The sequence below is a fragment of the Flavobacterium sp. genome (assembly GCF_040402835.1).
GTDB lineage: Bacteria > Bacteroidota > Bacteroidia > Flavobacteriales > Flavobacteriaceae > Flavobacterium.
On record NZ_JBBALW010000020.1, the window covers coordinates 1 to 25,181 of the forward strand.

General features: G+C 34.1%; 22 protein-coding genes. 14 read left to right on the plus strand and 8 right to left on the minus strand.

What is annotated here, in order from left to right:
* The first annotated feature begins 89 nt into the window (after positions 1-89).
* From AC9UEH_RS08180 to AC9UEH_RS08190, 3 genes are read left to right on the plus strand one after another with little or no spacing between them, the layout of a single operon-like run.
* Positions 90-2,024 carry a polysaccharide biosynthesis protein gene (locus AC9UEH_RS08180; RefSeq protein ID WP_509530635.1) on the plus strand — a complete coding sequence of 645 codons (1,935 nt, stop codon included), beginning with the start codon at positions 90-92 and terminating at the stop codon, positions 2,022-2,024.
* A 55-nt stretch (positions 2,025-2,079) separates the two neighbouring features.
* Positions 2,080-2,853: a polysaccharide biosynthesis/export family protein gene (locus AC9UEH_RS08185; protein ID WP_509530637.1), complete on the plus strand. Its 774-nt coding sequence runs from the start codon at positions 2,080-2,082 to the stop codon at positions 2,851-2,853.
* A gap of 5 nt (positions 2,854-2,858) precedes the next feature.
* On the plus strand, positions 2,859-5,261 hold the full coding sequence (locus AC9UEH_RS08190) for a GumC family protein (protein WP_509530639.1): 2,403 nt from the start codon (positions 2,859-2,861) through the stop codon (positions 5,259-5,261).
* A 292-nt stretch (positions 5,262-5,553) separates the two neighbouring features.
* Here the strand turns inward: AC9UEH_RS08190 and AC9UEH_RS08195 are convergent, their stop codons facing one another.
* Positions 5,554-6,288: a tyrosine-protein phosphatase gene (locus AC9UEH_RS08195; RefSeq protein WP_509530641.1), complete on the minus strand. Its 735-nt coding sequence runs from the start codon at positions 6,286-6,288 to the stop codon at positions 5,554-5,556.
* 122 nt (positions 6,289-6,410) lie between these two features.
* Here AC9UEH_RS08195 and recR point away from each other — a divergent pair, with 122 nt between their 5' ends.
* The 3 genes from recR (at position 6,411) to rfbB (ending at position 9,680) form a co-directional block, all read left to right on the plus strand.
* Positions 6,411-7,031: a recombination mediator RecR gene (recR, locus tag AC9UEH_RS08200; RefSeq protein WP_509530643.1), complete on the plus strand. Its 621-nt coding sequence runs from the start codon at positions 6,411-6,413 to the stop codon at positions 7,029-7,031.
* 59 nt (positions 7,032-7,090) lie between these two features.
* Positions 7,091-8,482 carry a UDP-glucose 6-dehydrogenase gene (locus tag AC9UEH_RS08205; protein WP_509530645.1) on the plus strand — a complete coding sequence of 464 codons (1,392 nt, stop codon included), beginning with the start codon at positions 7,091-7,093 and terminating at the stop codon, positions 8,480-8,482.
* A gap of 151 nt (positions 8,483-8,633) precedes the next feature.
* Positions 8,634-9,680, plus strand: a complete 1,047-nt coding sequence (gene rfbB / locus AC9UEH_RS08210; RefSeq protein ID WP_509530647.1) for a dTDP-glucose 4,6-dehydratase — start codon at positions 8,634-8,636, stop codon at positions 9,678-9,680.
* 232 nt (positions 9,681-9,912) lie between these two features.
* Here rfbB and AC9UEH_RS08215 read toward each other — a convergent pair whose 3' ends face one another.
* Both AC9UEH_RS08215 and AC9UEH_RS08220 read right to left on the minus strand, forming a co-directional pair.
* Positions 9,913-11,034: a lipoprotein N-acyltransferase Lnb domain-containing protein gene (locus tag AC9UEH_RS08215; protein ID WP_509530649.1), complete on the minus strand. Its 1,122-nt coding sequence runs from the start codon at positions 11,032-11,034 to the stop codon at positions 9,913-9,915.
* A gap of 12 nt (positions 11,035-11,046) precedes the next feature.
* On the minus strand, positions 11,047-12,117 hold the full coding sequence (locus AC9UEH_RS08220; RefSeq protein ID WP_509530651.1) for a putative type IX sorting system protein PorV2: 1,071 nt from the start codon (positions 12,115-12,117) through the stop codon (positions 11,047-11,049).
* A gap of 194 nt (positions 12,118-12,311) precedes the next feature.
* Between AC9UEH_RS08220 and AC9UEH_RS08225 the strand changes: the two genes are divergently transcribed.
* A complete protein-coding gene (locus AC9UEH_RS08225; RefSeq protein WP_509530653.1) occupies positions 12,312-13,028 on the plus strand; it encodes a CDP-alcohol phosphatidyltransferase family protein in 717 nt (238 codons plus the stop codon).
* An 84-nt stretch (positions 13,029-13,112) separates the two neighbouring features.
* On the opposite strand, the gene lptB is transcribed toward AC9UEH_RS08225, so the two are convergent.
* The 4 genes from lptB to AC9UEH_RS08245 all read right to left on the minus strand — a co-directional run bounded on the left by lptB (position 13,113) and on the right by AC9UEH_RS08245 (position 16,057).
* A complete protein-coding gene (gene lptB / locus AC9UEH_RS08230; RefSeq protein WP_509530655.1) occupies positions 13,113-13,853 on the minus strand; it encodes an LPS export ABC transporter ATP-binding protein in 741 nt (246 codons plus the stop codon).
* A gap of 83 nt (positions 13,854-13,936) precedes the next feature.
* Entirely contained in the window at positions 13,937-14,284 is a 348-nt protein-coding gene (locus AC9UEH_RS08235) for a carboxymuconolactone decarboxylase family protein (protein ID WP_509530656.1), read from the minus strand.
* The gene (gene tatC / locus AC9UEH_RS08240; RefSeq protein ID WP_509530657.1) at positions 14,277-15,092 is read right to left on the minus strand and encodes a twin-arginine translocase subunit TatC; all 816 of its coding nucleotides are present in this window, start codon (positions 15,090-15,092) and stop codon (positions 14,277-14,279) included. Before tatC ends, AC9UEH_RS08235 begins: the two co-directional genes overlap by 8 nt.
* Complete coding sequence (locus tag AC9UEH_RS08245; protein ID WP_509530659.1) at positions 15,092-16,057, minus strand: KpsF/GutQ family sugar-phosphate isomerase; 966 nt, start codon at positions 16,055-16,057, stop codon at positions 15,092-15,094. Before AC9UEH_RS08245 ends, tatC begins: the two co-directional genes overlap by 1 nt.
* 85 nt (positions 16,058-16,142) lie before the next feature.
* On the opposite strand from AC9UEH_RS08245, the gene recQ reads away from it, so the two are divergent.
* Positions 16,143-18,338 carry a DNA helicase RecQ gene (gene recQ / locus AC9UEH_RS08250; protein ID WP_509530661.1) on the plus strand — a complete coding sequence of 732 codons (2,196 nt, stop codon included), beginning with the start codon at positions 16,143-16,145 and terminating at the stop codon, positions 18,336-18,338.
* A 93-nt stretch (positions 18,339-18,431) separates the two neighbouring features.
* Here recQ and AC9UEH_RS08255 read toward each other — a convergent pair whose 3' ends face one another.
* Positions 18,432-18,665, minus strand: coding sequence for a hypothetical protein (locus AC9UEH_RS08255; protein ID WP_509530663.1), 234 nt, complete (start codon positions 18,663-18,665; stop codon positions 18,432-18,434).
* Between the two features lie 334 nt (positions 18,666-18,999).
* Here AC9UEH_RS08255 and AC9UEH_RS08260 point away from each other — a divergent pair, with 334 nt between their 5' ends.
* From AC9UEH_RS08260 to AC9UEH_RS08285, 6 genes are all read left to right on the plus strand, one after another.
* Positions 19,000-20,562 carry an NAD(P)/FAD-dependent oxidoreductase gene (locus AC9UEH_RS08260; RefSeq protein ID WP_509530665.1) on the plus strand — a complete coding sequence of 521 codons (1,563 nt, stop codon included), beginning with the start codon at positions 19,000-19,002 and terminating at the stop codon, positions 20,560-20,562.
* A gap of 424 nt (positions 20,563-20,986) precedes the next feature.
* The gene (locus AC9UEH_RS08265) at positions 20,987-22,570 is read left to right on the plus strand and encodes an NADP-dependent glyceraldehyde-3-phosphate dehydrogenase (RefSeq protein WP_509530667.1); all 1,584 of its coding nucleotides are present in this window, start codon (positions 20,987-20,989) and stop codon (positions 22,568-22,570) included.
* Positions 22,571-22,744: 174 nt separating this feature from the next.
* Positions 22,745-23,272, plus strand: a complete 528-nt coding sequence (gene idi, locus AC9UEH_RS08270) for an isopentenyl-diphosphate Delta-isomerase (RefSeq protein ID WP_509530669.1) — start codon at positions 22,745-22,747, stop codon at positions 23,270-23,272.
* A gap of 49 nt (positions 23,273-23,321) precedes the next feature.
* A complete protein-coding gene (locus tag AC9UEH_RS08275) occupies positions 23,322-23,732 on the plus strand; it encodes a 6-pyruvoyl trahydropterin synthase family protein (RefSeq protein ID WP_509530671.1) in 411 nt (136 codons plus the stop codon).
* Complete coding sequence (locus tag AC9UEH_RS08280) at positions 23,732-24,193, plus strand: peroxiredoxin (RefSeq protein WP_509530673.1); 462 nt, start codon at positions 23,732-23,734, stop codon at positions 24,191-24,193. Before AC9UEH_RS08275 ends, AC9UEH_RS08280 begins: the two co-directional genes overlap by 1 nt.
* Entirely contained in the window at positions 24,190-25,158 is a 969-nt protein-coding gene (locus AC9UEH_RS08285) for a type I phosphomannose isomerase catalytic subunit (RefSeq protein ID WP_509530675.1), read from the plus strand. The genes AC9UEH_RS08280 and AC9UEH_RS08285 overlap by 4 nt, the downstream gene beginning before the upstream one ends.
* Positions 25,159-25,181 lie beyond the last annotated feature (23 nt).

A 25,181-nucleotide genomic window follows, 5' to 3' on the forward strand; every position in this document is an offset into this window, starting at 1 on the left:
AGTAATTTCAATAAAATCAGTCACTAACGAGTGCGACTAAAGCGCCTATACCTATATTTAAGATTTATTTAAATATGCTAATCTAAAATATGAAAAAAATTATATCAGCCTTTTACAGTAATACAAAACTCTACGTATATAATTTGAATTATATGCCTAGGTTAATCATTTTATTTATAGATGTTTTTTTGACAATTTTCGCCTCCGCAATGACTTTTTTATTAATACTAAGCCTCAAAGTAACTTTCTATACAACCCTAGACGTCCCTACTAGTTATAGTATAATAATTTTAGTGAATTTCATCTTCTTTTTAGTATTTAAAACATATTCGGGAATTTTGCGACTTTCCACTTTAGTAGACGCCATAAAATTGTTTTATGCAACAGCCTGTTCTTGTTTTGCGTTAATAGTAATAAACTATAGTACTTATTTTGTAATTGGAAAAAAAATATACTTATTGCCATCATTATTCATCAATTTTATTTTTACATTTTTAATTTTAATTTCATTTCGAATTTTCATTAAAATTATTTTTGAAAATTTAAATAAAAAAAACAATAGTTCAAATGTATTAAAAGCCGTAATTTACGGAGCTGATTTCAATGTATTGGCCGTAATAAATTCATTGAACACCGAAAAACCCATTCGATTTAATATTGTTGGTTTTATAGATAAAAAAAATCAAAATTCGGATAAACGAATTTTAGATATTCCAATTTTAAATGTCAAAAATAAGATTTCCAAAGTATTAAGTTCAGTAAAAGCTAATGCTTTAATTATCGCTGACGAAACGCTGACAAAACAAGAAAAAATAAGTATAGTAGAGGATTGCTTGGAACATAATATAAAGGTTTTTACAGTGCCAAAAATTAAGGATTTGAAAAGCGAAACGGATGTTTCCAACAAAATAATTAATTTTGAGATTGATGAGCTATTAGATAGGAATAGTATAGTTTTAGATAAAAAAGCAATTGCAAAGGAATTACACAATAAAACAATCCTAATTACGGGTGCCGCAGGATCTATTGGCAGTGAAATCGTCAGACAAGCCATCAGTTTTAATCCTAAAAAAATAATTTTATTAGATCAAGCAGAAACTCCGTTGCATCATTTGAAATCAGAAATAGAGCAGTTAATTTCGGAAACTAATTTACGAACAATTATCTGTGATATTAGAAACAAAGAAACATTAAAAGAGATATTTAGTCTTTATAAACCTGAAATTGTTTTTCACGCTGCGGCATACAAGCATGTACCAATGATGGAAGACAATCCGGCACAAGCCATTTTTGCGAATGTATTGGGAACGAAAAATACCGCCGATTTATCAGTAGAATTTGGCGTGACAAATTTTGTGTATGTTTCCACAGATAAAGCCGTGAATCCAAGCAACGTGATGGGCGCCAGCAAAAGAATAGCAGAAAAATACATACAATCTTTATTTTTTAATTTAAAAGGAGAAAAAGATTTTAAAACAAAGTTCATTACCACGCGTTTTGGAAATGTGCTAGGGTCTAATGGTTCCGTTGTTCCTTTATTTACAGAACAAATAAAAAATGGTGGGCCTATCACCATCACGCATCCTGAAATTATCCGCTATTTTATGACTATACCCGAAGCCTGCCAATTGGTTCTTGAAGCAGCTGCAATGGGTAAAGGAGGCGAAATATTTATTTTTGATATGGGTGAGCCTGTAAAAATTATTGACCTAGCAAAAAAAATGATACTATTGGCAGGTTTGGTTCCTGATGAAGATATTAAAATTAAAATTGTAGGTTTACGCCCAGGAGAAAAGCTTTTCGAAGAATTACTAAATGACACTTCTAAAACAATAGCCACATATCATGATAAAATAACGATTGCAGAAGATATTTGTAAAGACTACTCCATACTTTCAAAATACATTGATGAATTAATTGTTTTGGCTACTACATCGGACAGTAATGCTGTGGTTTTAAAAATGAAATGCATAATTCCTGAATTTATGAGTATGAATTCTGAATACAATAAGTTAGATGTTTAGCAAAAGCAATGGAAATTGCAAAAATTAAATTAAAATAAATCAACCAGCATTAAAAATGAAATATAAATTTAGCACGACAATCCCTCTTTTACTTATCACCTTAGTATTCTTTTTCTCTTGTGCCTCTAAAAAAGACATTATATTATTCGGAGACATTCAAGAAAGCGCACAGAATAAGGTTCTATATTCGCTTCCTAAAATTCAAATCAATGATATTTTAGATGTGAAAATAAGTACATTAAATCCTGAATCGGCTATTCCGTACAACTCCGTTTCTAGTATGACTACACTTCCTAGTATTGAACTGATGAAATTTCAAGGTCATTTAGTGTCCGAAGAAGGTAAAATTAATTTGCCAGTACTTGGTGCTATAGTGGCAAGTGGCAAAACAACGGCCGAATTAGAGAAAGAGCTTGTTGCTGTTCTTGAGAACAACGGGCACCTTAAAAACCCTACAGTTACGGTTCGTATTTTAAATGCTAAAATCACTGTATTGGGAGAGGTGAAATTGCCTGGAACCTACACTTATACCGAACAATCCATTTCTTTGCCGCAAGCTTTAGGCTATGCTGGAGATGTTACTATTGAAGCCAATAGAAAAGAAGTTTTGCTTATTCGAGAAGAGCAAGGAGTTCGGAACTACCACAAAATTGATTTAACCAAATCCGACTGGTTTACGTCTCCGTATTACAATATCAAGCAAAATGATGTTATCTATGTGACGCCGAACAATGTTAAAGTGAAAAGTGCAGGATTCATTGGAAATACTAGTACTGTGCTTTCGGTATTCTCAATTTTATTAACCACCTTTGTTTTATTAACCCGATAATTTTAATGGAAAACACAAATAGCACTACAGGCGTCGAGGAAATCAACATTAAAGAAATCCTTTTCAAATACATATTTTATTGGAAATGGTTTGTTGTTGGAGTAGTAATCAGCCTGTTTGCCGCCTATTCGTATTTACGATATGCGCCAGTAATTTATCAAACTACGGCCAAAATAAAAATCTTAGACAATTCAAAAGGAGGAATGAAATTGCCAAGCGATGTTACCGCTTTATTTTCTAATTCCAAAGTTAATATTGACAATGAAATTGAGGTCATAAAATCCCACCGTCTTTTAAGTCGAGTAGCATTGGCATTGGACCTCACCACCACTTATTATTCTGAAGGAAAAGTTAAAAGTTCGGAACTTTGGAAAAACAAACCCTTCAAAGTAATTTGGTTGGATGCAAAAGACAGTGCCAATTCGCGAAACTTTGTGGGAGTTTTTGAATTAGAAAGTAAGGGTTTTAAATTGGTTTCAGAAGATAATGTTTCTGAAAAACTTTACCCTTACGGACAAAAAAATTCAATTAATGGGCAGCAGTTTATGTTGGTTTTAGATGATGATTTTTCTCTAATAAATGCCGGATCTAATAAATATAAAGTCATCCGAACACCATTACAAAATGTAGTCGAGAGTTTGTCCAATGGGCTACTATTGGCAAGTACAGGAAAAATGAGCGAAGTGCTTTCGATGACATTAACAGGTGAAAACCAAGACAAATCAGAGGCCGTTATAGATGCCGTTATTGATGAATTCAATCGGGACGGGGTTGCCGATAGGCAATTGATTTCTCAACGCACCATTGACTTTGTGAATGAGCGCTTTGTTTACCTGAGCAGTGAATTGGACTCTATTGAAAATCAAAAACAAATTTATAAGAAAGATAACAAACTAAGCTATTTACAGGAAGATGCTAGAATAACGGTTACAAAAAAATCACTAACAGAAGGGCAATATTATAGTTTAGAAACGCAAATAGCCTTAGCAAAATTGTTAGAAGACACCTTGAAAAAAGATAGTGCCTACGAGATGTTGCCCTCTAACATAGGTATTGATAATGAAAACATCAATTCTTTAATCACCGATTACAACAAAGCTGTTTTAGAACGCAGTAAATTATTGCTTAGTGCGGGTTTAAAAAACCCCATGGTAGTAGAATTTTCGGATAAATTAGTAGAGCTAAAGCAAAATATCTTGTATTCTATTCGCGTACTTCAGAAGCAACTTTCGGTTTCTATTACGAATATAAAATCGTTAAATCAGGACAATACCAATGTGTTTAGTAGTATTCCTGGCAAAGAAAAAATATTGCGGTCGATTGAGCGCCAGCAAAATATTAAGGAAACATTGTATTTGTTTTTATTGCAAAAGCGGGAAGAAGCCGCGGTAACCAAGGCCATTACCACGCCTTCTATAAAAATAGTAGATTATGCCTTAACCAATTTAAATCCAATTGCTCCTAAACGAAGTGCAATCTTTTTTGCCGCTTTATTGATAGGTTTATTGATTCCATTTGCAATTGTGTATATCTTGTTTTTATTGGATACTAAGATACACAGTAAACTTGATTTTGAGCGTTTGGCACCGGATATTCCTATCGTAGGGGAGATTCCATTTATAGATGAAGACAAAAGAATTATTTCTATGAATGATCGCTCCGTTCTAGCTGAATCTTTTAGAATTTTGCGTACCAATATCAACTATTTAATTCCTTTAAAAAAAGAAGGAGAATGCCCTGTTATTTTTACAGCGTCGTCAATAAAAGGGGAAGGAAAAACTTTTGTTTCTTTAAATTTGGCTTTGATTTTGGCTTCGATGGATAAAAAAGTACTGTTAGTGGGGGCGGATTTAAGAAATCCGCAGTTGCATAAATATTTGCAGATTACTAAAAGTCGGATAGGATTGTCTAATTATTTATATGACAATAGTACCGATTGGAAAGGGTTAATTAATAAAGACGTATTCAATAATTCTTTTTTAAATATAATTTTTGCAGGTTCTGTTCCTCCAAATCCAGCTGAATTATTATCAAATGGTCGTTTTGAAGATTTATTAACTATTTTGAAAAAAGAGTACGACTATATTGTTGTGGATACTGCTCCTACGATATTGGTTACCGATACGTTGTTGATTTCTCAATTGTCAGATTTAACGGTATATGTTACTAGGGCAGATCATACCGATAAGACATTGTTACCGTATTCCAGAAATTTAAAATTGCAAGGTAAATTAAAAAACATGGCCTATGTAATAAATAATGTAGGAGGCGCGAAAGGGTATGGATATGGTTATAGTTATGGGTACGGCTATGGCTATAATTATGGCTATGGCTACGGCTATGGCGAGGATGATGGTACAACAAAAAAATCAAAAAGGAATAAATGGCTTAGTTGGTTGAAGAGGTAAATCCTCTCCCCAGCCTAGCCAGAACGGAAGGTAAATCCTCTCCCCAGCCCTCTCCGAAGGAAAGGGTGCCATAATGGGTTAAACGTTTAGACGTAGTATGATGATGCCTCTCCGAAGGGAAGATTCCATAGTGGGTAAACGTTTAGTAATGGTAGGAATCCTCTCCCCAGCCTTCACCAAAGTAAAAGGTGCCATAATGGGTAAACGTTTGGACATAGTATGATTATACTTCTGCGAAAAGGGGCATAACGGATAATCCTTAGTATTTGATAAATTATCTAAGAATGGTTGATTAAATAAAAAAAGAGTTTTTTTCAATCGCACGGCAAAGTTGGGCTTCCGATTTAAAGATAATTTTATTCCCAAATGCAGCCACGTGTTTTTGATGATGCACATCCGAACCTACAAAATCAATATAATTTTCTTTCAATAAAAAATCTGCAACATTTGCCACTGAAGACCCATAATAACCCACACTCGACAATAAATTCAATTGAAACTTTACGTCAAGGTCTTTTAAGGTTTTATACATCTTTGTATTTTGATGATAAAAAAAATAACGCTCCGGATGCGCTAATAAAGGTTGATATCCTTTAAGATGAATTTCAAAAATAATATCTTTTAAAGCCAATGGTGGATTCATATAGGACATTTCTATTAGAACAATATTATCTTTAATAGTTAATAGAGGTTCCGATTGCAAACGGTGCAAGAACGCTTCATTTATCATGTATTCTGAGGCAACGTGATGTAGCATCGTTCGAAATGGTTCTTCTAAATTCTGTTTTGTATTTTTAAAAGTCTCGTTTATTCCACTAGCAGTATTATCCCATATTTCTGGAAGGGTATGTGGAGTGGTTATACATTTAGAAAAACCAATATTTTGAAGACCTTCTAATAATTGGGTGGTCTGCGAAATACTTTCAGCGCCATCATCAATACCTGGTAATAGATGCGAATGAATATCTACCGTTCCTTCAGGGATTAATTCAGATAGTTTTGGATTGGATTTAAATAATGAAAACACGTTGTTATTTTTTTACAAATATACAGTTTATACTATAATATAAATTGCATTTTATTGTAAATTCAATTAGTAAAATAGGGAAACTTAATTTTATAAATAAACAATTTTACTACATTTGCACCATGGAATTTTCGTCAAAATTATTAGAAGCCGCTGTGAATGAGATGGCGCAATTGCCAGGAATTGGTAAACGTACCGCTTTGAGATTGCTTTTGCATTTATTAAAGCAGCCGAAAGAGCAAACACTGTTTTTGTCTCAGGCATTAACAAAAATGCGGGAAGAAATTCAATTTTGTGACAGTTGTAATAACATTTCGGATGTAGCCCGTTGTGAAATTTGTTCGAATGCAAAAAGAAATCATCAAATAATATGTGTTGTCGAAGATGTTCGAGATGTTATGGCAATTGAAAACACAGGGCAATATAGAGGAATTTATCACGTTCTAGGAGGGAAAATATCTCCAATGGACGGAGTAGGACCAAGTCAGTTGAAGATTAATTCACTTGTAGAAAAAGTTAAATCGGGAGCTGTTGAGGAATTGATATTTGCGTTAAGCTCTACCATGGAGGGCGATACCACTAATTTCTATATTTATAAACAAATTAAAGAGTGTGCTATTATCACTTCTACTATTGCCAGAGGAATTTCTGTTGGCGATGAATTAGAATATGCAGACGAGGTTACTTTAGGGAGGAGTATTGTGCAAAGAATTCCTTTTGAGAATTCCTTTAATAATAAGTAAGAAGTTGTATTTAAATTCATAATTTATACAGTATTAAAAATAAAATAGAACAACTATAGATGGAAATTACTAAAATTTGTTGCATCGGAGCGGGTTATGTTGGCGGGCCTACAATGGCTATTATCGCTCAAAAATGTCCCCACATTCAAGTTACCGTTGTCGATTTAAACGCAGAAAGAATTGCGGCATGGAATGATCCAAATCCAGACAATATTCCAATTTACGAACCTGGATTAGGAGCTATTGTAGCAGAGGCAAGAAATAGAAATTTATTTTTCTCTACCGATGTTGAAACTGCTATTGATGAAGCGCAGCTGATATTTATATCGGTAAATACTCCAACAAAAACCTACGGTGCTGGAAAAGGCATGGCCTCAGATTTAAAATACATCGAACTTTGCGCCAGACAAATTGCCAAAATTGCTAAAAATGATAAAATTGTTGTTGAAAAATCAACGTTACCCGTTCGAACGGCAGAAGCCATAAAAAGTATCTTAGACAAAACGGGTAATGGAGTTAAATTTCAAATACTTTCCAATCCTGAATTTCTTGCAGAAGGAACGGCTGTTCAAGATTTATTAAATCCAGACAGGGTGTTAATTGGTGGAGATAGTTCCGAAGAGGGGCAAATAGCAATACAAAAATTAGTTTCTATTTATTCGAATTGGGTTCCTGCAGCACAAATTTTAACTACCAATTTATGGTCGTCGGAATTGTCAAAACTTACTGCCAATGCTTTTTTAGCTCAACGGATCTCGTCCATAAATGCCATGTCAGAATTGTGTGAAAAAACGGGTGCCGATATAAATGAAGTGGCAAAAGCTATTGGAATGGACAGTAGAATTGGCTCCAAATTCTTGAAAGCTTCAGTAGGTTTTGGGGGTTCTTGTTTTCAAAAAGATATTTTAAACTTGGTTTATATATCTAAATCTTTTGGGTTGAATAAAGTTGCCGATTATTGGGAGCAAGTGATTATTATGAATGACCATCAAAAAGACAGGTTTTCTAAAAATATAATTACAACGCTTTACAATACTATTTCTGGTAAAAAAATTGCTTTTCTGGGATGGGCATTCAAAAAAGATACGAATGATACTAGAGAATCAGCCGCTATTTATGTAGCCGATCAACTGTTGAACGAAGAGGCAAACATCGCTGTTTTTGACCCTAAGGTTTCCGAGAAAAAAATCCTAGCCGATTTGGATTATTTGGAAACACGAACTTCGGAAACCAATCGAAAAGGAATCACCGTTTATGAAGAGCCTTATGAAACGTGTAAAAATGCCCACGCTATTGCAGTTTTGACGGAATGGGATGAATTTCAAACTTACGATTGGCAAAAAATATACGACGCCATGCAAAAACCAGCTTTTGTTTTTGATGGTAGGAATGTTTTAGACAGAAAAAAACTGACTGAAATCGGCTTTGTTTATCAATGCATTGGCAGTTAATAAGTAAGTCGAAAGTTTTAATGTCGTAAAGTCAAAAGTCTAGAAATAGTAAAAAACTATTAAAAATCAGTCAGTTACGGTGATTTTCATATTTTAAAATACGACACTTTATCACACTTACTACTTAATTTATAATTTTATAAATAAATAAATGAAGAAAATACTCATTACTGGTGGGGCTGGATTTATAGGTTCCCATGTTGTACGTCGGTTTGTTACCAAGTATTCGAACTATCAAATTTTTAATTTGGATGCCTTGACTTATGCAGGAAATTTAGAAAACATTGCGGATATTGAAAATAATTTCAATTATACTTTTATAAAAGGCGATATTGTTGACGAACAATTCATAACCACTTTATTCGAAACTCATCATTTTGATGGTATTTTGCATCTCGCGGCTGAATCACACGTGGATCGTTCTATTGAAGACCCGTTGTCGTTTGTGAAAACGAATGTTATTGGAACCATGAATTTGCTAAATGCAGCTAGAAAACAATGGAAAGGTAACGAAGCAGGAAAGCGATTTTATCATATCAGTACCGATGAGGTTTATGGAAGCTTAGGAGCTGAAGGTTTGTTTACTGAAACGACTGCTTACGACCCGAACTCTCCGTATTCTGCCTCCAAAGCAAGTTCCGATCATTTTGTGAGAGCCTATGGAGAAACGTATGGTTTGCCTTATGTGATTACGAATTGCTCTAACAATTATGGACCTAACCATTTCCCTGAAAAATTAATACCACTTTTTATTAATAATATTATCAATAACAAACCTTTGCCCGTTTACGGTGATGGAAAATATACTCGTGATTGGCTGTTTGTAGAAGACCATGCGGTGGCTATTGATTTGGTATTTCATGAAGGTAAAAACCATGACACCTATAATATTGGGGGTTTCAATGAGTGGCAAAATATAGATTTGGTCAAATTACTTTGCCAAATTATGGATGTAAAATTAGGACGTGTTTCAGGTACATCGGAGGGTTTGATTTCTTATGTAAAAGACCGTCCGGGGCATGATTTGCGGTATGCTATTGATGCTACAAAAATAAATCAAGAACTGGGTTGGAAGCCTTCGGTGACCTTCGAACAAGGCCTGGAGCGAACCGTAGCTTGGTATTTGAACAATGAAACGTGGCTCAAAAATGTTACTTCTGGCGAATATGCCAACTATTATAAAAAACAGTATTCTTAGGATACTGTTTTTTTCATTGTTGTCCGACAGAAACCATATAATGTAAGGCAACCCCAAAAAGTATAGTCCCTACGGGACATTTTTATGGGTAACACTTCTTATTATTCTACCGACATTTAACTCCTATCGGAGTATATCTCGTAGAGATTATATGTTGGTAAATAAATAGTTATAAAGTTGATTTTTGTCCCGTAGGGACTACACATTTTTTTATCGGACGAAAATGTTTTTTTTAGTTCTTATTTTTTAGTGCCAATTTTATCAAGCCGACAGAACTCGTAATAATCATTGGTAATACAATTATTAAATATGGTTTGTCCAAAAGGATAAAGACATACGTCAACAAGCATAAAATACTTAATATGCTAGTATTTAAAACCCGTTTTCTATTGTTTTTTATTTGAAAATACACCACCAAAAACAATATCGGATTGAATAATAAGATATTGTAATTGTTTGCTAACTCTTTGTGTAAAGAGTAAAATCCAGCAAATATGAAAAATAAACCAAGCAGCCCTAATGCTATGAAGTAGGTTTTGTAAACAGCATTTTTATTTGCAATTACTACCAAAGCAAACAGCAAACAAAAAGCATAATAATTATTCCACCACGAAAAAGGCACTTCCTCCTTTTCAAACTCCAATATTTTTCTATTTTCCTTACAAAGCGGTCTATTATTATATGAAATAGTCTTGATGCTTTCTTGAAGTTCGGCTGGTAAAAACAACTCTTCCCCTTTCAAATCCACCTTTGTTCCAAAAATAATACTCGTTCCCAATTGCTCGAAGAAATGCCCTTCGAAGTAAGGAAATAGTATGGCTCTGTAGGTTTTGTCTTCTTTGGTATTCTTAACGATAACTTCTTTTCCTAGAATTTTATTGATGGCATTTATTACCATAGTTGTGCAATTCTTATCGATAAATTTATACGTATAAAATCGTTCTTCGGATTGTAAAGAAGCATTTAAATAGTCAAAAAGCGCTTGTTTTTGATTTCTTGAAATGTTCAAAATTTGCTCGTAAACACTTCTTTTTTCATATAAATATTCTTGTAAAAATTCTTCAAAAGTGCAGCTCGTTTCCAAGTATTGTAAATCCCCTTTTACAAATTTCAAATAGAAATTTGGGGTACTAAAATCGAAAGTACCGTAGTTATATACTTCATCAATGTGGTTTTCGGCATCGTTAATTCTAATGGCGGTATGACCAAATAAAGAGTAAATTTCAGCACCTGTTCCGCAAGTAATAATACTTACTTCGGCATTATTTGAAAGGGTGATTTTTTGACTATTTACCTTGTTAGTATATAGTATTACTAGTAAAATAAATAATAAAGTAAGTTTTCTATTGCACATTTTTAAAAATAATTATTGTCTAAAAATATTTAAATCTACTTTTACCGAGAAAATATTAGAATACAAAGCCGCACTTTGATCTCCTAAATCGGTTAAAGCATAATCAATTTGAATTCCTTTGTACTTGAATCCCAAACCAACATTGGGTTGAAATCCGACTTTTTTGGTGTTGTCAATTTGCACCACATTTTGAAAATTTCCAACGCCAGCGCGAATAAAAACCAAATCGGTATATCCGTATTCAAATCCTAAAGCCGGGTCAACGCTCAATCCTTCTGTTGAAAAAATAGCATTGGTTCTTGCAAAACTCATATTCAAATTGGCTGCAGCCAAAAGACTGGTATCGTTGTGGAATTCAAATTTTTTTGACATTCCAAATTGTGCTTTTGGTAATGTTATTTCAGTATTTTCGGGAAGTGCTTGATTTTGTCCTCCAATAGCATCTTTAATCGAATTGTATGCGGCTTCATCTATAGACCAAACATTATAGGTTGTGGTAATGTCTCGAAGCATCAAACCGAATTTCCAATCGTTTCTCGTGAATTGCAATCCAACATCAAAACCAAAACCCCAAGAACTAGCAAATTGACCAATAATTCTTCGGATAATTTTTGAGCTTACACCATATTGAAAACCTGGAAGTTGCAGTTTTCTAGCATACGAAAAGGTCATTCCATAATCGGCAGTTGAAAAAAGACTGATTCTATTGTAATCAATATTTCCTTGGCTGTCAATTAGTTGTGTGGTATTCATAATGTTGTCCACGCCAAAACGAATCATGGAAATTCCCCACGCACTTTGGTCGTCGATGGGCGTTGCATAAGCAGCATAATCGTATTGCGCGATATTGGCAAAATAACTGGCGTGCATCAAAGAAACTTGTTTGTCTTCCAATCCGATGAGTCCCGCAGGATTCCAATAACCCGAATTTACGTCGTTTGAGCTTGCTGTTACAGCATTTGACATTCCTAAAGCTGCGGCATCGACACCAATATTCATGAATTCATTGGAATATTTCCTCGCCGTTTGTGCAAGACTTAAGGTGGTGGTAAGTGCAAATAGTATGAGGAAGTTATTTTTCAAATTAAAATCAATTTACAAATATAAAGGCTGTGATTTTTTACCAAAAATATACATTTTTACTGATGTTCCTACTTTGTTTTTCTAAATAAAAGCAAATGTTTCGGATTACTTTAAAAATCTATTCTAAAAACGCACTTGTCTGTAAGTTATTGTATTAAATTTGCGTTCTTTGTTACTATAAAACAAATATATCAATGACTATAAAAAGACACATTCCAAATATAATAACGCTTCTCAATCTATTTTGTGGTTGTATTGCCTTAGTTTTTGCTGTGAAAGAGAATTTTGAAATGGCGTTCTATTTCGTGTGCTTGGGAATTTTATTCGATTTTTTCGATGGTTTTTTCGCACGATTGTTCAAAGTTTCAAGTCCGCTAGGTTTGCAATTGGATTCTTTGGCAGATATGGTTACCAGCGGTGTTGTACCCGGATATATTATGTTTACGATGCTTTCCAATAGTGTAAATTCCAATCCGTCGTTAGCGTATTTCCCTTATTTAGGATTTATAATTACGTTGGGATCTTGCTATCGTTTGGCGAATTTCAATATTGATACTCGTCAAACCGATTTTTTTATTGGATTACCAACACCTGCCAATGCGCTGTTTATTTTGAGTTTGCCTTTAATTGTAAAACATTCAGATTCTTTGATTGCCTTAGAATTATTGACTAACAATGGGTTTTTATTAGTGATAACTCTTTTAAGTGCTTATATTTTAAATGCTGAAATTCCATTATTTGCATTAAAAATTAAGAAATTTAACTTTAAGGATAATGTATTGCAAATTGTATTCGTACTGATTTCACTGGTTTTATTAGTGTTATTTCAGTTTTCGGGAGTCGCTTTGGTAATTGTATTTTATGTGTTCTTGTCTGTAATTATGAATTTGATTACAGGTAAAAAAGCATAGTTTTTTCACCATTTAAGGCATATAAGTTCATTTGAGTTTTAAAAAATCTGTGATAATTTGTGTTGTATTTTTAATAAACTCACACTAAAATTCCAATTTCTTTTTACGCAATTCAAAATTCTGACCAAGATAAACGCGACGCACCATTTCATCTTCCACTAATTCTTCTGGAGTTCCTGCTTTTAGGATTCCACCTTCAAACATCAAATAGGTTTTATCCGTAATTGCCAATGTTTCTTGAACATTATGGTCGGTAATTAGAATTCCAATATTCTTATTTTTTAATTGCGCTACAATTCTTTGAATGTCTTCCACGGCAACAGGGTCAACACCTGCGAAAGGTTCGTCTAATAAAATAAATTTTGGATCTGTAGCCAAACAACGGGCAATTTCAGTTCTACGGCGTTCGCCACCCGAAAGTAAATCGCCACGATTCGTGCGAATATGATTCAAACCAAATTCAGCAATTAAGCTTTCCATTTTGGCTTCTTGTTCTGCTTTGGTGTGTTTTGTAAGTTGTAAAACACTCAAAATATTATCTTCCACACTCAATTTCCTAAAAATAGAAGCTTCTTGTGCCAAATATCCAATTCCTTGTTGCGCCCTTTTGTACATTGGATAATCAGTAATATTCATATCATCAAGATAAATATTTCCCGCATTTGGTTTTACCAATCCCACAATCATATAAAAAGAAGTCGTTTTTCCAGCGCCATTTGGACCTAATAAACCAATGATTTCTCCTTGATTTACTTCCACAGAAATCCCTTTTACAACACTTCGACCTTTGTAGGTTTTGACTAAATTTTCTGCTCTTAGTATCATTTATTGTTGGTTATTTGTTAATCTGGTTAATTGATATTCGCAAATTAACGAATAACCAAAGAACCAAATCAACACATTAACATTTATTTATTCTCTTCAAGAGCTTCCCAAAACTCATACGCTCTTCGCAAATGAGGAATCACAATTGTTCCGCCTACTAAAGTTGCAATTCCCATTGCTTCCATCATTTCTTCTTTAGAAACACCTTCTTTAAAACTCGTTTCAAGGTGGTATTTCACACAATCATCGCAGCGCAAAACCGCCGATGCAACGAGTCCCAAAAGCTCTTTTGTTTTCACATCAAGCGCTCCTGCGGCATACGCATTAGTGTCTAAATTGAAAATTCTCTTTACGATTTTGTTATTGTCAGCCAATAACTTTTCGTTCATTTTTGTGCGGTAATCATTGAATTCAGTAAGGATATCAGACATTTTTTTTATTTTTATTTTTATATACAAATACCGAGATGAAGATACTTGCTTCGTATATTAGTAACATTGGAATAGCAACAATAATTTGACTAACCACATCTGGAGGCGTAACAATTGCTGCGATTAGCAATACTACAACCACTGAATATTTTCTATATTTTCGTAAAAATGTTGGTGTTACCAATCCTAATTTTGTCAAGAAATATATAATTACTGGTAATTCAAAAAATAATCCACTTGCAATCACCGATGTTTTCATCATTCCAATATAAGAATCAATTGTAAACTGATTTTGTACCATTTTACTAATTGAGAAAGTTGCACAGAAATTGATCGACATTGGAACAATTACATAATACCCAAATAATACTCCCAAGAAAAATAATATGGAGGCAACAAATATAAATACGCGTACATTTTTTCTTTCTTTTTCATATAATGCAGGGCTTATAAACTTCCAAAGTTCCCATAAAATATAAGGGAATGCAAGTATGAATCCCGCAGTAATACACGTCCAAATAAACATGTTTACTTGTCCTTCCATATCTGTATTCTGAATTATGAAAGGCAATTCAGTAATGCAAATGCTGTCTGCAAAACCAACACTATGGGATAATTCACAGAAAAAAGTGTACGTAAAAAAACTAGGGCTAGTGGGTGCGAATATTATAGTGTCAAAAATAAAATCACTGAAAAAATAAGTAACCACTGCCATAATTAATACTGCCGAAGTACTTCGAACCAACAGCCATCTTAACTCCTCAAGATGATCTAAAAACGACATTTCATTCAACGCTTTTTTTGCCATTACACAATTCCTTCTTTTAAAATATCATGTAAATGCAATACACCTTTGTATTCTTCCTTTTCAAGAACTACCAATTGTGTAATTGAAAAATCCTCCAAAATATTTAAAGCATCCGTTACCATAGCTGATAATTGAATCATTTTAGGGCTTTTTGTCATAATATCTTTTGCGGTTAAGTGTGCAAAGGTATCGTTATTATTCAGCATTCTACGAATATCTCCGTCCGTAATTATTCCGATTACTTTATTATTTTCGATAACGGCCGTAACACCAAGACGTTTTTCTGAAATTTCAAAAATTACTTTTTTGATATTTGTTTCAGGTGAAACTTCAGGTTTGTGACTTTGATCGAGCATATCGCCCACGCGAAGTAATAATTTTTTCCCCAATGCGCCACCAGGATGGTATTTTGCAAAATCTTGCGGATTGAATTCACGAAGTTCCATCAAACAAACCGCAAGTGCATCGCCCATAACCAATTGTGCGGTGGTACTATTTGTAGGTGCTAAATTATTAGGACACGATTCAGAATCTATAGTTGTATCTAAAATAAAATCGGCACCTTTTGCAAGAAATGAAGTCGTATTTCCGGTAATTGCAATTAAAGTATTTCCGAAATGTTTTACTATTGGAACCAAAACTTTAATTTCGGGACTGTTGCCACTTTTTGAAATACAAATCACCACATCTTCGGGTTGAACCATGCCTAAATCGCCATGAATTGCTTCAGATGCATGCAAAAATAGCGATGGTGTTCCTGTAGAATTCATTGTTGCTACAATTTTTTGTGCGATAATGGCACTTTTTCCAATACCCGTGACAATCAATCTGCCTTTGGAATTGAAAATTATTTCTGTAGCTTTTACAAAGTCATCTGTTAGTAAATCAGCCAGTTTCGCTATAGATTTGCTTTCAGATAGGATTGTTTTTTTGGCAATTTCCAAAATATTTTTGTTTGTTTTCAAAACAGTTTTTTATAAAGTTTGTATTTATTAAAGAAAGTTGTATCTTTATGAGCCACAAATTTATATAAAATACTATTAACTAAGAATGAAATCTATCGAAATTGACATCCATAAGGAATTAAAAAAATATTTTGGTTTCAACCAATTTAAAGGATTGCAAGAACAAGTCATTAGAAGTCTTATCTCAGGAAAAAATTCTTTTGTAATTATGCCAACGGGTGGTGGAAAATCACTTTGTTATCAATTGCCTGCATTAATGAATGAAGGAACGGCAATTATTGTATCACCATTAATTGCATTGATGAAAAACCAAGTGGATGCCATTCGTAGTTTGTCTTCGGATATTGGAATTGCCCACGTATTAAATTCCTCGTTAAATAAAACAGAAATCAATCAAGTTAAAAAAGATATTACTTCTGGATTGACAAAGTTACTATATGTCGCACCAGAATCTTTGGCGAAAGACGAATACATTAAATTTTTAAAGAACATCAATATTTCCTTTGTAGCTATTGACGAGGCACATTGTATTTCAGAATGGGGTCACGATTTCCGTCCCGAATACAGAAATTTAAAAAATAGCATTAAACTTTTGGGTAACGTTCCCGTTATTGGCTTGACCGCAACCGCAACGCCAAAAGTACAAGAAGATATTTTGAAAAACCTTGAAATGGCGGATGCCAATACTTTCAAAGCTTCTTTTAACAGACCTAATTTATATTATGAAGTTCGTACCAAAACCAAGAATATTGAGTCGGATATTATTCGTTTTATCAAACAACACAAAGGAAAATCTGGAATTATTTATTGCTTAAGCCGTAAAAAAGTTGAAGCAATTGCTCAAGTTTTACAAGTAAACGGAATTAGTGCCGTTCCGTATCACGCTGGTTTGGATGCGAAAACGCGTGCAAAACACCAAGATATGTTCCTGATGGAAGATGTAGAAGTGGTGGTTGCAACCATCGCTTTTGGAATGGGAATTGACAAACCCGATGTGCGTTTTGTAATTCATCACGATATTCCAAAATCATTAGAAAGTTATTACCAAGAAACAGGTCGTGGCGGTCGAGATGGTGGCGAAGGACATTGTTTGGCTTATTATTCCTATAAAGATGTAGAAAAATTAGAAAAATTCTTATCAGGAAAGCCAGTTGCAGAACAAGAAATAGGTTTTGCATTGTTACAAGAAGTAGTAGCTTACGCCGAAACTTCGATGTCAAGACGTAAATTTTTGTTGCATTATTTTGGTGAGGAATTCGATAGCGAAACTGGAGAAGGTGGCGATATGGATGACAATGTCCGTAATCCAAAGACCAAAGTTGAAGCCATGAAACAAGTGGTAAAACTTCTTGAAATTGTTCGTGATACTAAACATTTATACAAATCAAAAGAGGTCGTTTATACCCTTACGGGGAAAGTAAACGCAATGATAAAAGCACACAGAACAGATTCTCAAAGCTTTTTTGGTGCTGGTGCTGCATTTGAAGAACGCTATTGGATGGCGTTATTGCGTCAAGTCTTGGTTGACGGTTTATTGTCAAAAGACATTGAAACCTATGGAATTATTAAAATCACCGATAAAGGGTTGAATTTTATAAAAAACCCAATTTCTTTTATGATGTCTGAAGATCACGAATACAACGAATCTGAAGACGAAGCAATTGTTACAGCAGCAAAATCCTCTGGAATTGCAGATGAAGAATTGATGTTGGTTTTGCGAGATTTACGTAAGAAAGTTGCCAAAAAATTAGGTGTTCCGCCTTTTGTGGTTTTCCAAGATCCGTCCCTTGAAGATATGTCGCTCAAATATCCAATTACAATGGATGAAATGGGCAATATTCACGGTGTTGGCGAAGGAAAAGCTAAAAAATACGGAAAAGAATTTGTTGATATTATTCGTACTTATGTAGAGGAAAATGACATTCTTCGTCCCGATGATTTGGTCGTAAAGTCAACGGGTGCCAATTCAATTAATAAATTATACATCATTCAAAATATCGATAGAAAATTAAATCTTGATGATATTGCTCGAGGCAAAGGCTTGAATATGGATGCTTTGATTAAAGAAATGGAACAAATTGTTTATTCTGGAACCAAATTAAACATTAAATATTGGATTGATGAAATTCTTGATGATGAACAACAAGAAGAAATTCACGACTATTTTATGGAGTCGGAATCCGATAATATTGAAGAAGCCTTAAAAGAATTTGATGGCGAATATGATATTAATGAATTGCGATTTATGAGAATTAAATTCATCAGCGAGGTTGCTAATTAAGTCGAAAGTTTTAAAGTCATAAAGTCGAAAGTCCAAAAGTGTAGAATTTTTTTATCCTTAGCGCCTTTCGACATTAAGACATTCGACATTCGACTAAAACACCTCACCCCGATGTGGTTTTAATTTATCACGAACAGCAATCATATTTTCATCTGTTACAACCATAAATGCGATGGCGTGCATTTCATTTAGAATTGTAAATCCTGTTATATTCAACGGTAATTTTTCAGCTTTAATGTATTCTTTAAGGTGAATTTCGTGGTGTTCGGCAGTTTTTGCAGCAGCGGAACCTCTAAAATCCCAAATTAATTTTATTTGTCGTGACATATTTTTGTTTGTTGTTGCAAAGTTAAGTTTTTACCACAAAAGACACAAAAGTTTTACCACAAAAGGCACAAAAGTTTAACCGCAAGGAGTGCAAAGATGAGAAAAGTTTAACCGCAAAGGGCGCAAATTTTTTAAAAGCAAGGAATGCAAATGGGAAATTAATTATGAATAATAAGTTTTGAATTTCTCGAATTTTCTCGAATTTTTTTAAGTCTATTATCTATTTGTCTATTGTCTCTTCGTCTATTATCTCTTCGTCTATTATCTTTCTTTTTCTCTTTCCTCTTTTTCCACTTCAAATACCTACTTTTGTATTTCGATTAATTAAAAAATAATGCCCCAAGAACTTCTACTTCAAGTATCGCCTGAAATTGCTACAAACGAACAACTTCTTAAAGAGTATGCCGCAAAATTGATTCGTGTTTCAAATAATGAAATCAAGCACATTTCCATCTTGAAGCGTTCGATTGATGCCCGTCAAAAGGCAATAAAAATGAATTTGAAAGTGATGCTTTTCTTTCAAGAGGACGAATTCATTGAAGAAAAAATCCAACTTCTAGAATATACAGCCGTTTCCAATGCACAAGAAGTTATTGTTGTTGGTGCTGGGCCTGCAGGACTTTTTGCAGCTTTACAATTAATAGAATTAGGCTTAAAGCCAATAGTTATAGAGCGTGGAAAAGACGTTCGGGGCCGTCGTCGTGATTTAAAAGCCATTAATGTGGATCATATTGTCGATGAAGATTCTAATTATTGTTTTGGCGAAGGCGGTGCAGGAACCTATTCTGATGGAAAATTATATACCCGTTCCAAAAAGCGTGGTGATGTAACTCGAATTTTAGAATTATTAGTCGCTTTTGGTGCTTCCGCAGATATTTTGATAGAAGCACATCCACATATTGGAACCAATAAATTACCACAAATTATTCAGGATATTCGGGAGAAAATTATTGAAATGGGAGGAAAGGTGCTTTTTGAAACACGCCTAATCGATATTTTGATAAAAAACAATGAAGTTCAAGGAATTGTAACGCAATCTGGAGCCACCATTCTTGCCAATAAAATCATATTGGCAACAGGACATTCCGCTCGAGATATTTTTGAATTGTTAGACAGAAAAAAAGTATTTATAGAGGCGAAACCGTTTGCCTTGGGCGTTAGAGCCGAACATCCACAAACCCTAATTGACAGTATTCAATACAGTTGCGATTATCGTGGCGAGCATTTGCCACCAGCACCCTATTCAATTGTAAAACAAGTAGGAGGAAGGGGAATGTATTCTTTTTGTATGTGTCCCGGCGGGGTAATTGCGCCCTGTGCGACAAGCCCCGGCGAGGTGGTAACCAATGGTTGGTCGCCATCAAAACGAGATCAAGCAACTGCAAATTCCGGAATTGTTATCGAATTAAAATTAGAAGATTTTAAGCCTTTTGCTAAATTCGGAGCCTTGGCAGGATTAGAATTTCAAAAAAGCATCGAACAAAAAGCGTGGCATTTGGCTGGAGAATCTCAAAAAGTTCCAGCCCAAAGAATGGTTGATTTTACTCAGAAAAAAGTTTCATCTGATATTCCGAAAACGTCTTATGTTCCCGGAACTGCTTCGGTAGAAATGGGGCAAGTTTTCCCAGGTTTTCTATCGCAAATATTACGTGAAGGTTTTTCTGAATTTGGAAAATCCATGCGGGGTTATCTAACAAATGAAGCCATTTTACACGCTCCAGAATCCAGAACTTCTTCGCCAGTTCGTATTCCTCGAGATTCGATTTCATTAGAACATTTGCAAATAAAAGGACTTTATCCTTGTGGTGAAGGAGCGGGTTATGCTGGTGGAATTATTTCAGCTGCAATTGATGGTGAAAAATGTGCCATTAAAATTCATGAAGCGTTACGTTTATAAAAATTGTCATCTAATTAAAAAATGTATAGTCCCTACGGGACAAAAATTAACTTCATAACTATCTATTTACCAACATATAATCTCTACGAGATATACTCCGATAGGAGTTAAATGTTGGTAGAATGATAAGAAGTGTTCATAATAAAAATATCCCGTAGGGACTATACTTTTTTGGGTAACTTTATTTTAAATGATTTTTGTCTGACAACATTGATTTATAATATATATGTCCTTTAAAACGAAAACGTTATATTTAAAATTATTTCTTTAAAAACACGCTTTTTTATCGTAATAATGTAATAATTTTTTGAGTATTTTAAAATAATTTAAGATAATGATAATTCGGTTATTTTTTAAGTCAAAATGTTTGTAATTAATAACTTCAAAATTTTATAAATTGTAAATTTGTAAAAAAAAAGCGACAATGAGTTTTATACCCGAAGAATTTCAAATTACCGCTCCATTATTTCAAAATACCTACTTGGTAAACGGAGCATTAAAAGAATGGAAAGGACCTACAACAGAAGTTTTTTCTACCATATCATCTACAGAAAATTATGCACCCACACTTTTAGGGTCAATCCCAACAATGGGCGTTTCGGAAGCCAATGAAGTTGTTGAAGCCGCAGTAAATGCCTATGACAATGGTCAAGGAATTTGGCCAACGATGAAAGTGACCGACCGAATTAAATGCATGGAGAATTTCGTAAATCAAATGAAAGCGACTCGAAGTGAAGTTGTTAAATATTTGATGTGGGAGATTGGAAAATCATTAGGTGATTCTGAAAAAGAATTTGACAGAACCGTAGAATACATCAACGATACCATTGAAGATTATAAAAAATTAGATAGAAATAGCGCTCGATTTACAAAAAGTCAAGGCATTAACGCCATGGTTCGACGCGGGCCACTTGGAGTTGTATTGTGTCTTGGGCCTTACAATTATCCTTTAAACGAAACTTTTTCCTTGCTAATTCCTGCAATTATAATGGGAAATACCGTGATTTTCAAACCTGCAAAACACGGAGTTTTATTAATTTCACCTTTGTTGGAAGCCTTCAGAAGTAGTTTCCCAAAAGGAGTTATCAATATTGTTTACGGAAGAGGTCGTGATGTAGCTTCGCCAATTATGGAATCAGGAAAAATTGCGATTTTGGCTTTAATTGGAAATAGTAAATCGGCAATAGCATTGCAAGATCAACATCCCAATAAAAACAGATTGCGTTTAATTTTAGGTTTAGAAGCTAAGAATCCTGCGATTGTTTTGGCCGATGCCGATTTGGATTTGGCGATTCAAGAATGTGTTGCGGGAAGTTTATCTTTTAACGGTCAACGATGCACCGCATTGAAAATTTTATACGTTCACGAATCTATTGCGGATGAATTTAATAAAAGATTTGCTGCCAAAGTTGATGCGCTTGATTTTGGAAATCCTTGGGATAAGTCGGTGTTTTTAACGCCATTACCAGAAAAAGACAAACCTGCGTACATTCAAGAATTGATTGACGATGCCACAAGCAAAGGTGCCAAAGTAATCAATGCTAAAGGCGGTCAACATTCCGATAATTATATTTTTCCAGCTATTTTATATCCTGTAAATAAGGAAATGCGAGTGTATCACGAAGAACAATTTGGACCCGTAGTTCCAATTTTGACTTTCAAAGATATTCAAGAACCATTAAAAGATATGGCCGAATCAAATTATGGTCAGCAAGTGAGTTTGTTCGGGAAAGATATTAAAACTATCGCACCACTTATTGATACGCTGGTGAATTTAGTTACCCGAGTAAACTTGAATAGTTCTTGCCAACGCGGACCAGACGTGTATCCGTTTACAGGTCGAAAAGATTCTGCTGTGGGAACTTTGAGCATTCACGATGCCTTGCGTTCGTTCTCCATTCGGACTTTCGTAGCGTCTAAAGACAATGAGTATAACAATGAAATCTTACAGGCATTGTTGAACAGTAAAGAATCGAATTTTATCAATACAGATTATATTTTGCAGTAATAAGGTATTGAAAATCATTACAGAATGCAAAACCGCAAACACAATAGCACTATTTGTTTGCGGTTTTTGCATCTAATTATGGGATCATTCGACACTCGTTAAACTTTTCACAAATTCAAAATCTGATGAAATACCATTTCTTTTTTTGTATTTTTGACAAGCAATACATATTTTATGATAGAAGAACGAGTAATATTGGTAAATGAATTGGACGAACCAATAGGAACGATGGAAAAAATGGAAGCGCATGAAAAAGCCGTTTTGCATCGCGCCTTTTCTGTTTTTATTTTGAATAAGAACAATGAAATTATGCTCCAGCAGCGAGCGCATCAAAAATACCATTCACCTTTATTATGGACAAATACGTGTTGCAGTCATCAACGAGTTGGCGAATCCAATATTGAAGCGGGAACTCGAAGATTGAGAGAAGAAATGGGCTTTGAAACAGAACTCAAAGAGTTGTTCCATTTTATTTATAAAGCTCCATTTGATAACGGTTTGACCGAACATGAATTGGATCATGTGATGATTGGCTATTTTAATGATGAACCTCAAATAAATATTGAAGAGGTTGAAAGTTGGAAATGGATGAAAATGGCAGCTATTAAGGACGATATGACTGTAAATCCAGAATTATATACGATTTGGTTTAAGATAATTTTTGATGAATTTTACCATTATTTAGAAAACCATAAAATTTAAAACAATAGAATTATTTTAAAAGTTGAATTCCGAATTTAAAATCAAAAATATGAGAGTTACCATTAGCAGAAAAGCACATTTTAACGCAGCGCACCGTTTGCACAGAAAAGATTGGACATTTGAACAAAATGATGCGATTTTTGGCAAATGCAACAATCCTAATTTTCACGGACATAATTATGATATGACTGTAAGCGTAACGGGGCAAATTGATCCTGAAACAGGTTATGTTATGGATGTTAAATTCCTTTCAGATATCATTAAAGAGGAAATCGAAAATAAATTTGACCATAAGAATTTGAATTTGGATGTTCCTGAATTTCAAGATTTGAATCCTACAGCCGAAAATATTGTAGTTGTGATTTGGAATAAAATTAGAAACCGAATAAAACCCGAATTTGATTTGGAAGTGGTTTTGTATGAAACACCTCGTAATTTTGTAACTTATAAAGGAGAATAATGGAATTAAAAGTAGGAGATAAAGTTCCCAAATTTACAGCAATTGATACCAACGGCGCTACTTTTGATAGTCAGAATACTATTGGCAAAAAGCCAGTTGTACTTTATTTTTATCCAAAAGACAACACACCAGGTTGCACTGCTCAAGCGTGTAGTTTCCGGGATCAATATGAAGATTTTATCGATTTAGGCGCTGAGGTAATTGGCGTTAGTAGCGATAGCGTTGCAGCGCATCAAAAATTCACAAAGCAGTTTAAACTTCCTTTTATACTTTTGTCAGATTCCAATAAAAAAATCAGAAACCTTTTTGGTGTTCCTTCTGGAATGTTTGGATTATTGCCAGGAAGAGTAACGTATGTAATTGATAAAGAGGGAATTATTGTAATGGTTTTTGATAGTATGTTGGCGACGAAACACATTCCAAAAGCGCTAGAAGCAATAAAAAAACTAGTAAAATCATGAAATTTGAAAGTTATCCTTTGCAATTTGACCCGATTTTCAAAGAAAGAATTTGGGGAGGCGAAAAATTAAAAACAGTACTAAACAAACCAATAACTTCTTCTATAACTGGAGAAAGTTGGGAATTGTCAACTGTGGAAGGCGATGTTAGCATTGTTTCCAATGGCGTTCTAAAAGGAAAATCACTGACAGAATTAATTGAAAATCATCCAGAAGAAGTTTTAGGAACTGCAGTTTATAAAAAATTTGGAAAGCAATTTCCCTTGTTGTTCAAATATTTGGATGCCAAAACTGATTTGTCAATTCAGGTGCATCCAAATGATGAGTTAGCAAAAATTCGTCACAATTCCTTTGGAAAAACGGAAATGTGGTACATTATGCAAGCCGATGAAAATGCAAGAATTATTGTAGGTTTCAATGAAAAATCGAATGCTAAAGAATATGTTGCACATTTGGAAAACAAAACCCTACTTGATTTACTAGAAGAAGTAAAAGTTAAAACGGGCGATGTTTTCCTTCTTGAAACAGGAACAGTTCACGCAATTGGCGAAGGATTGGTAGTTGCAGAAATCCAACAAACGTCTGATATTACGTATCGATTATATGATTTTGACAGAGTCGATGCCGATGGAAATTTGAGAGAGTTACACATTGATTTGGCTTTAGACGCCATCAATTACAATAAAGTTGAAACGCATAAAACCTATTCAAAAGAGACAAACAAATCCAATGAAATGGTGAATTGTCCTTATTTTACGACGAATTATTTGCCGCTTGACGGAGTAATAAAAGTTTCCAAGACTTCAGAATCTTTCACGGTTTATATGTGTACAGAAGGAACGTTTCAATTGGAATACAACCAAATTACCCATAACTATAAAAAAGGCGATACAATCTTAATACCTGCTGTGATGAATCGCTATACTTTAGCTGGAAACGCAGTATTGTTAGAAATTTTTATTTCATAGTCGGTTATAGAAAGATTATGTGT

What these genes read in the sequence shown, in the direction of transcription:
- recR (WP_509530643.1), top strand. Translation starts at nt 6,411, where the DNA reads ATGGAATTTTCGTCAAAATTATTAGAAGCCGCTGTGAATGAGATGGCG.
- AC9UEH_RS08225 (WP_509530653.1), top strand. Translation starts at nt 12,312, where the DNA reads ATGACTATAAAAAGACACATTCCAAATATAATAACGCTTCTCAATCTA.
- recQ (WP_509530661.1), top strand. Translation starts at nt 16,143, where the DNA reads ATGAAATCTATCGAAATTGACATCCATAAGGAATTAAAAAAATATTTT.
- tatC (WP_509530657.1), bottom strand. Translation starts at nt 15,092, where the DNA reads ATGGCAAAAAAAGCGTTGAATGAAATGTCGTTTTTAGATCATCTTGAG.
- idi (WP_509530669.1), top strand. Translation starts at nt 22,745, where the DNA reads ATGATAGAAGAACGAGTAATATTGGTAAATGAATTGGACGAACCAATA.
- rfbB (WP_509530647.1), top strand. Translation starts at nt 8,634, where the DNA reads ATGAAGAAAATACTCATTACTGGTGGGGCTGGATTTATAGGTTCCCAT.
- AC9UEH_RS08180 (WP_509530635.1), top strand. Translation starts at nt 90, where the DNA reads ATGAAAAAAATTATATCAGCCTTTTACAGTAATACAAAACTCTACGTA.
- lptB (WP_509530655.1), bottom strand. Translation starts at nt 13,853, where the DNA reads ATGATACTAAGAGCAGAAAATTTAGTCAAAACCTACAAAGGTCGAAGT.
- AC9UEH_RS08205 (WP_509530645.1), top strand. Translation starts at nt 7,091, where the DNA reads ATGGAAATTACTAAAATTTGTTGCATCGGAGCGGGTTATGTTGGCGGG.
- AC9UEH_RS08260 (WP_509530665.1), top strand. Translation starts at nt 19,000, where the DNA reads ATGCCCCAAGAACTTCTACTTCAAGTATCGCCTGAAATTGCTACAAAC.
- AC9UEH_RS08215 (WP_509530649.1), bottom strand. Translation starts at nt 11,034, where the DNA reads ATGTGCAATAGAAAACTTACTTTATTATTTATTTTACTAGTAATACTA.
- AC9UEH_RS08280 (WP_509530673.1), top strand. Translation starts at nt 23,732, where the DNA reads ATGGAATTAAAAGTAGGAGATAAAGTTCCCAAATTTACAGCAATTGAT.
- AC9UEH_RS08275 (WP_509530671.1), top strand. Translation starts at nt 23,322, where the DNA reads ATGAGAGTTACCATTAGCAGAAAAGCACATTTTAACGCAGCGCACCGT.
- AC9UEH_RS08285 (WP_509530675.1), top strand. Translation starts at nt 24,190, where the DNA reads ATGAAATTTGAAAGTTATCCTTTGCAATTTGACCCGATTTTCAAAGAA.
- AC9UEH_RS08235 (WP_509530656.1), bottom strand. Translation starts at nt 14,284, where the DNA reads ATGTCTGATATCCTTACTGAATTCAATGATTACCGCACAAAAATGAAC.
- AC9UEH_RS08265 (WP_509530667.1), top strand. Translation starts at nt 20,987, where the DNA reads ATGAGTTTTATACCCGAAGAATTTCAAATTACCGCTCCATTATTTCAA.
- AC9UEH_RS08255 (WP_509530663.1), bottom strand. Translation starts at nt 18,665, where the DNA reads ATGTCACGACAAATAAAATTAATTTGGGATTTTAGAGGTTCCGCTGCT.
- AC9UEH_RS08185 (WP_509530637.1), top strand. Translation starts at nt 2,080, where the DNA reads ATGAAATATAAATTTAGCACGACAATCCCTCTTTTACTTATCACCTTA.
- AC9UEH_RS08190 (WP_509530639.1), top strand. Translation starts at nt 2,859, where the DNA reads ATGGAAAACACAAATAGCACTACAGGCGTCGAGGAAATCAACATTAAA.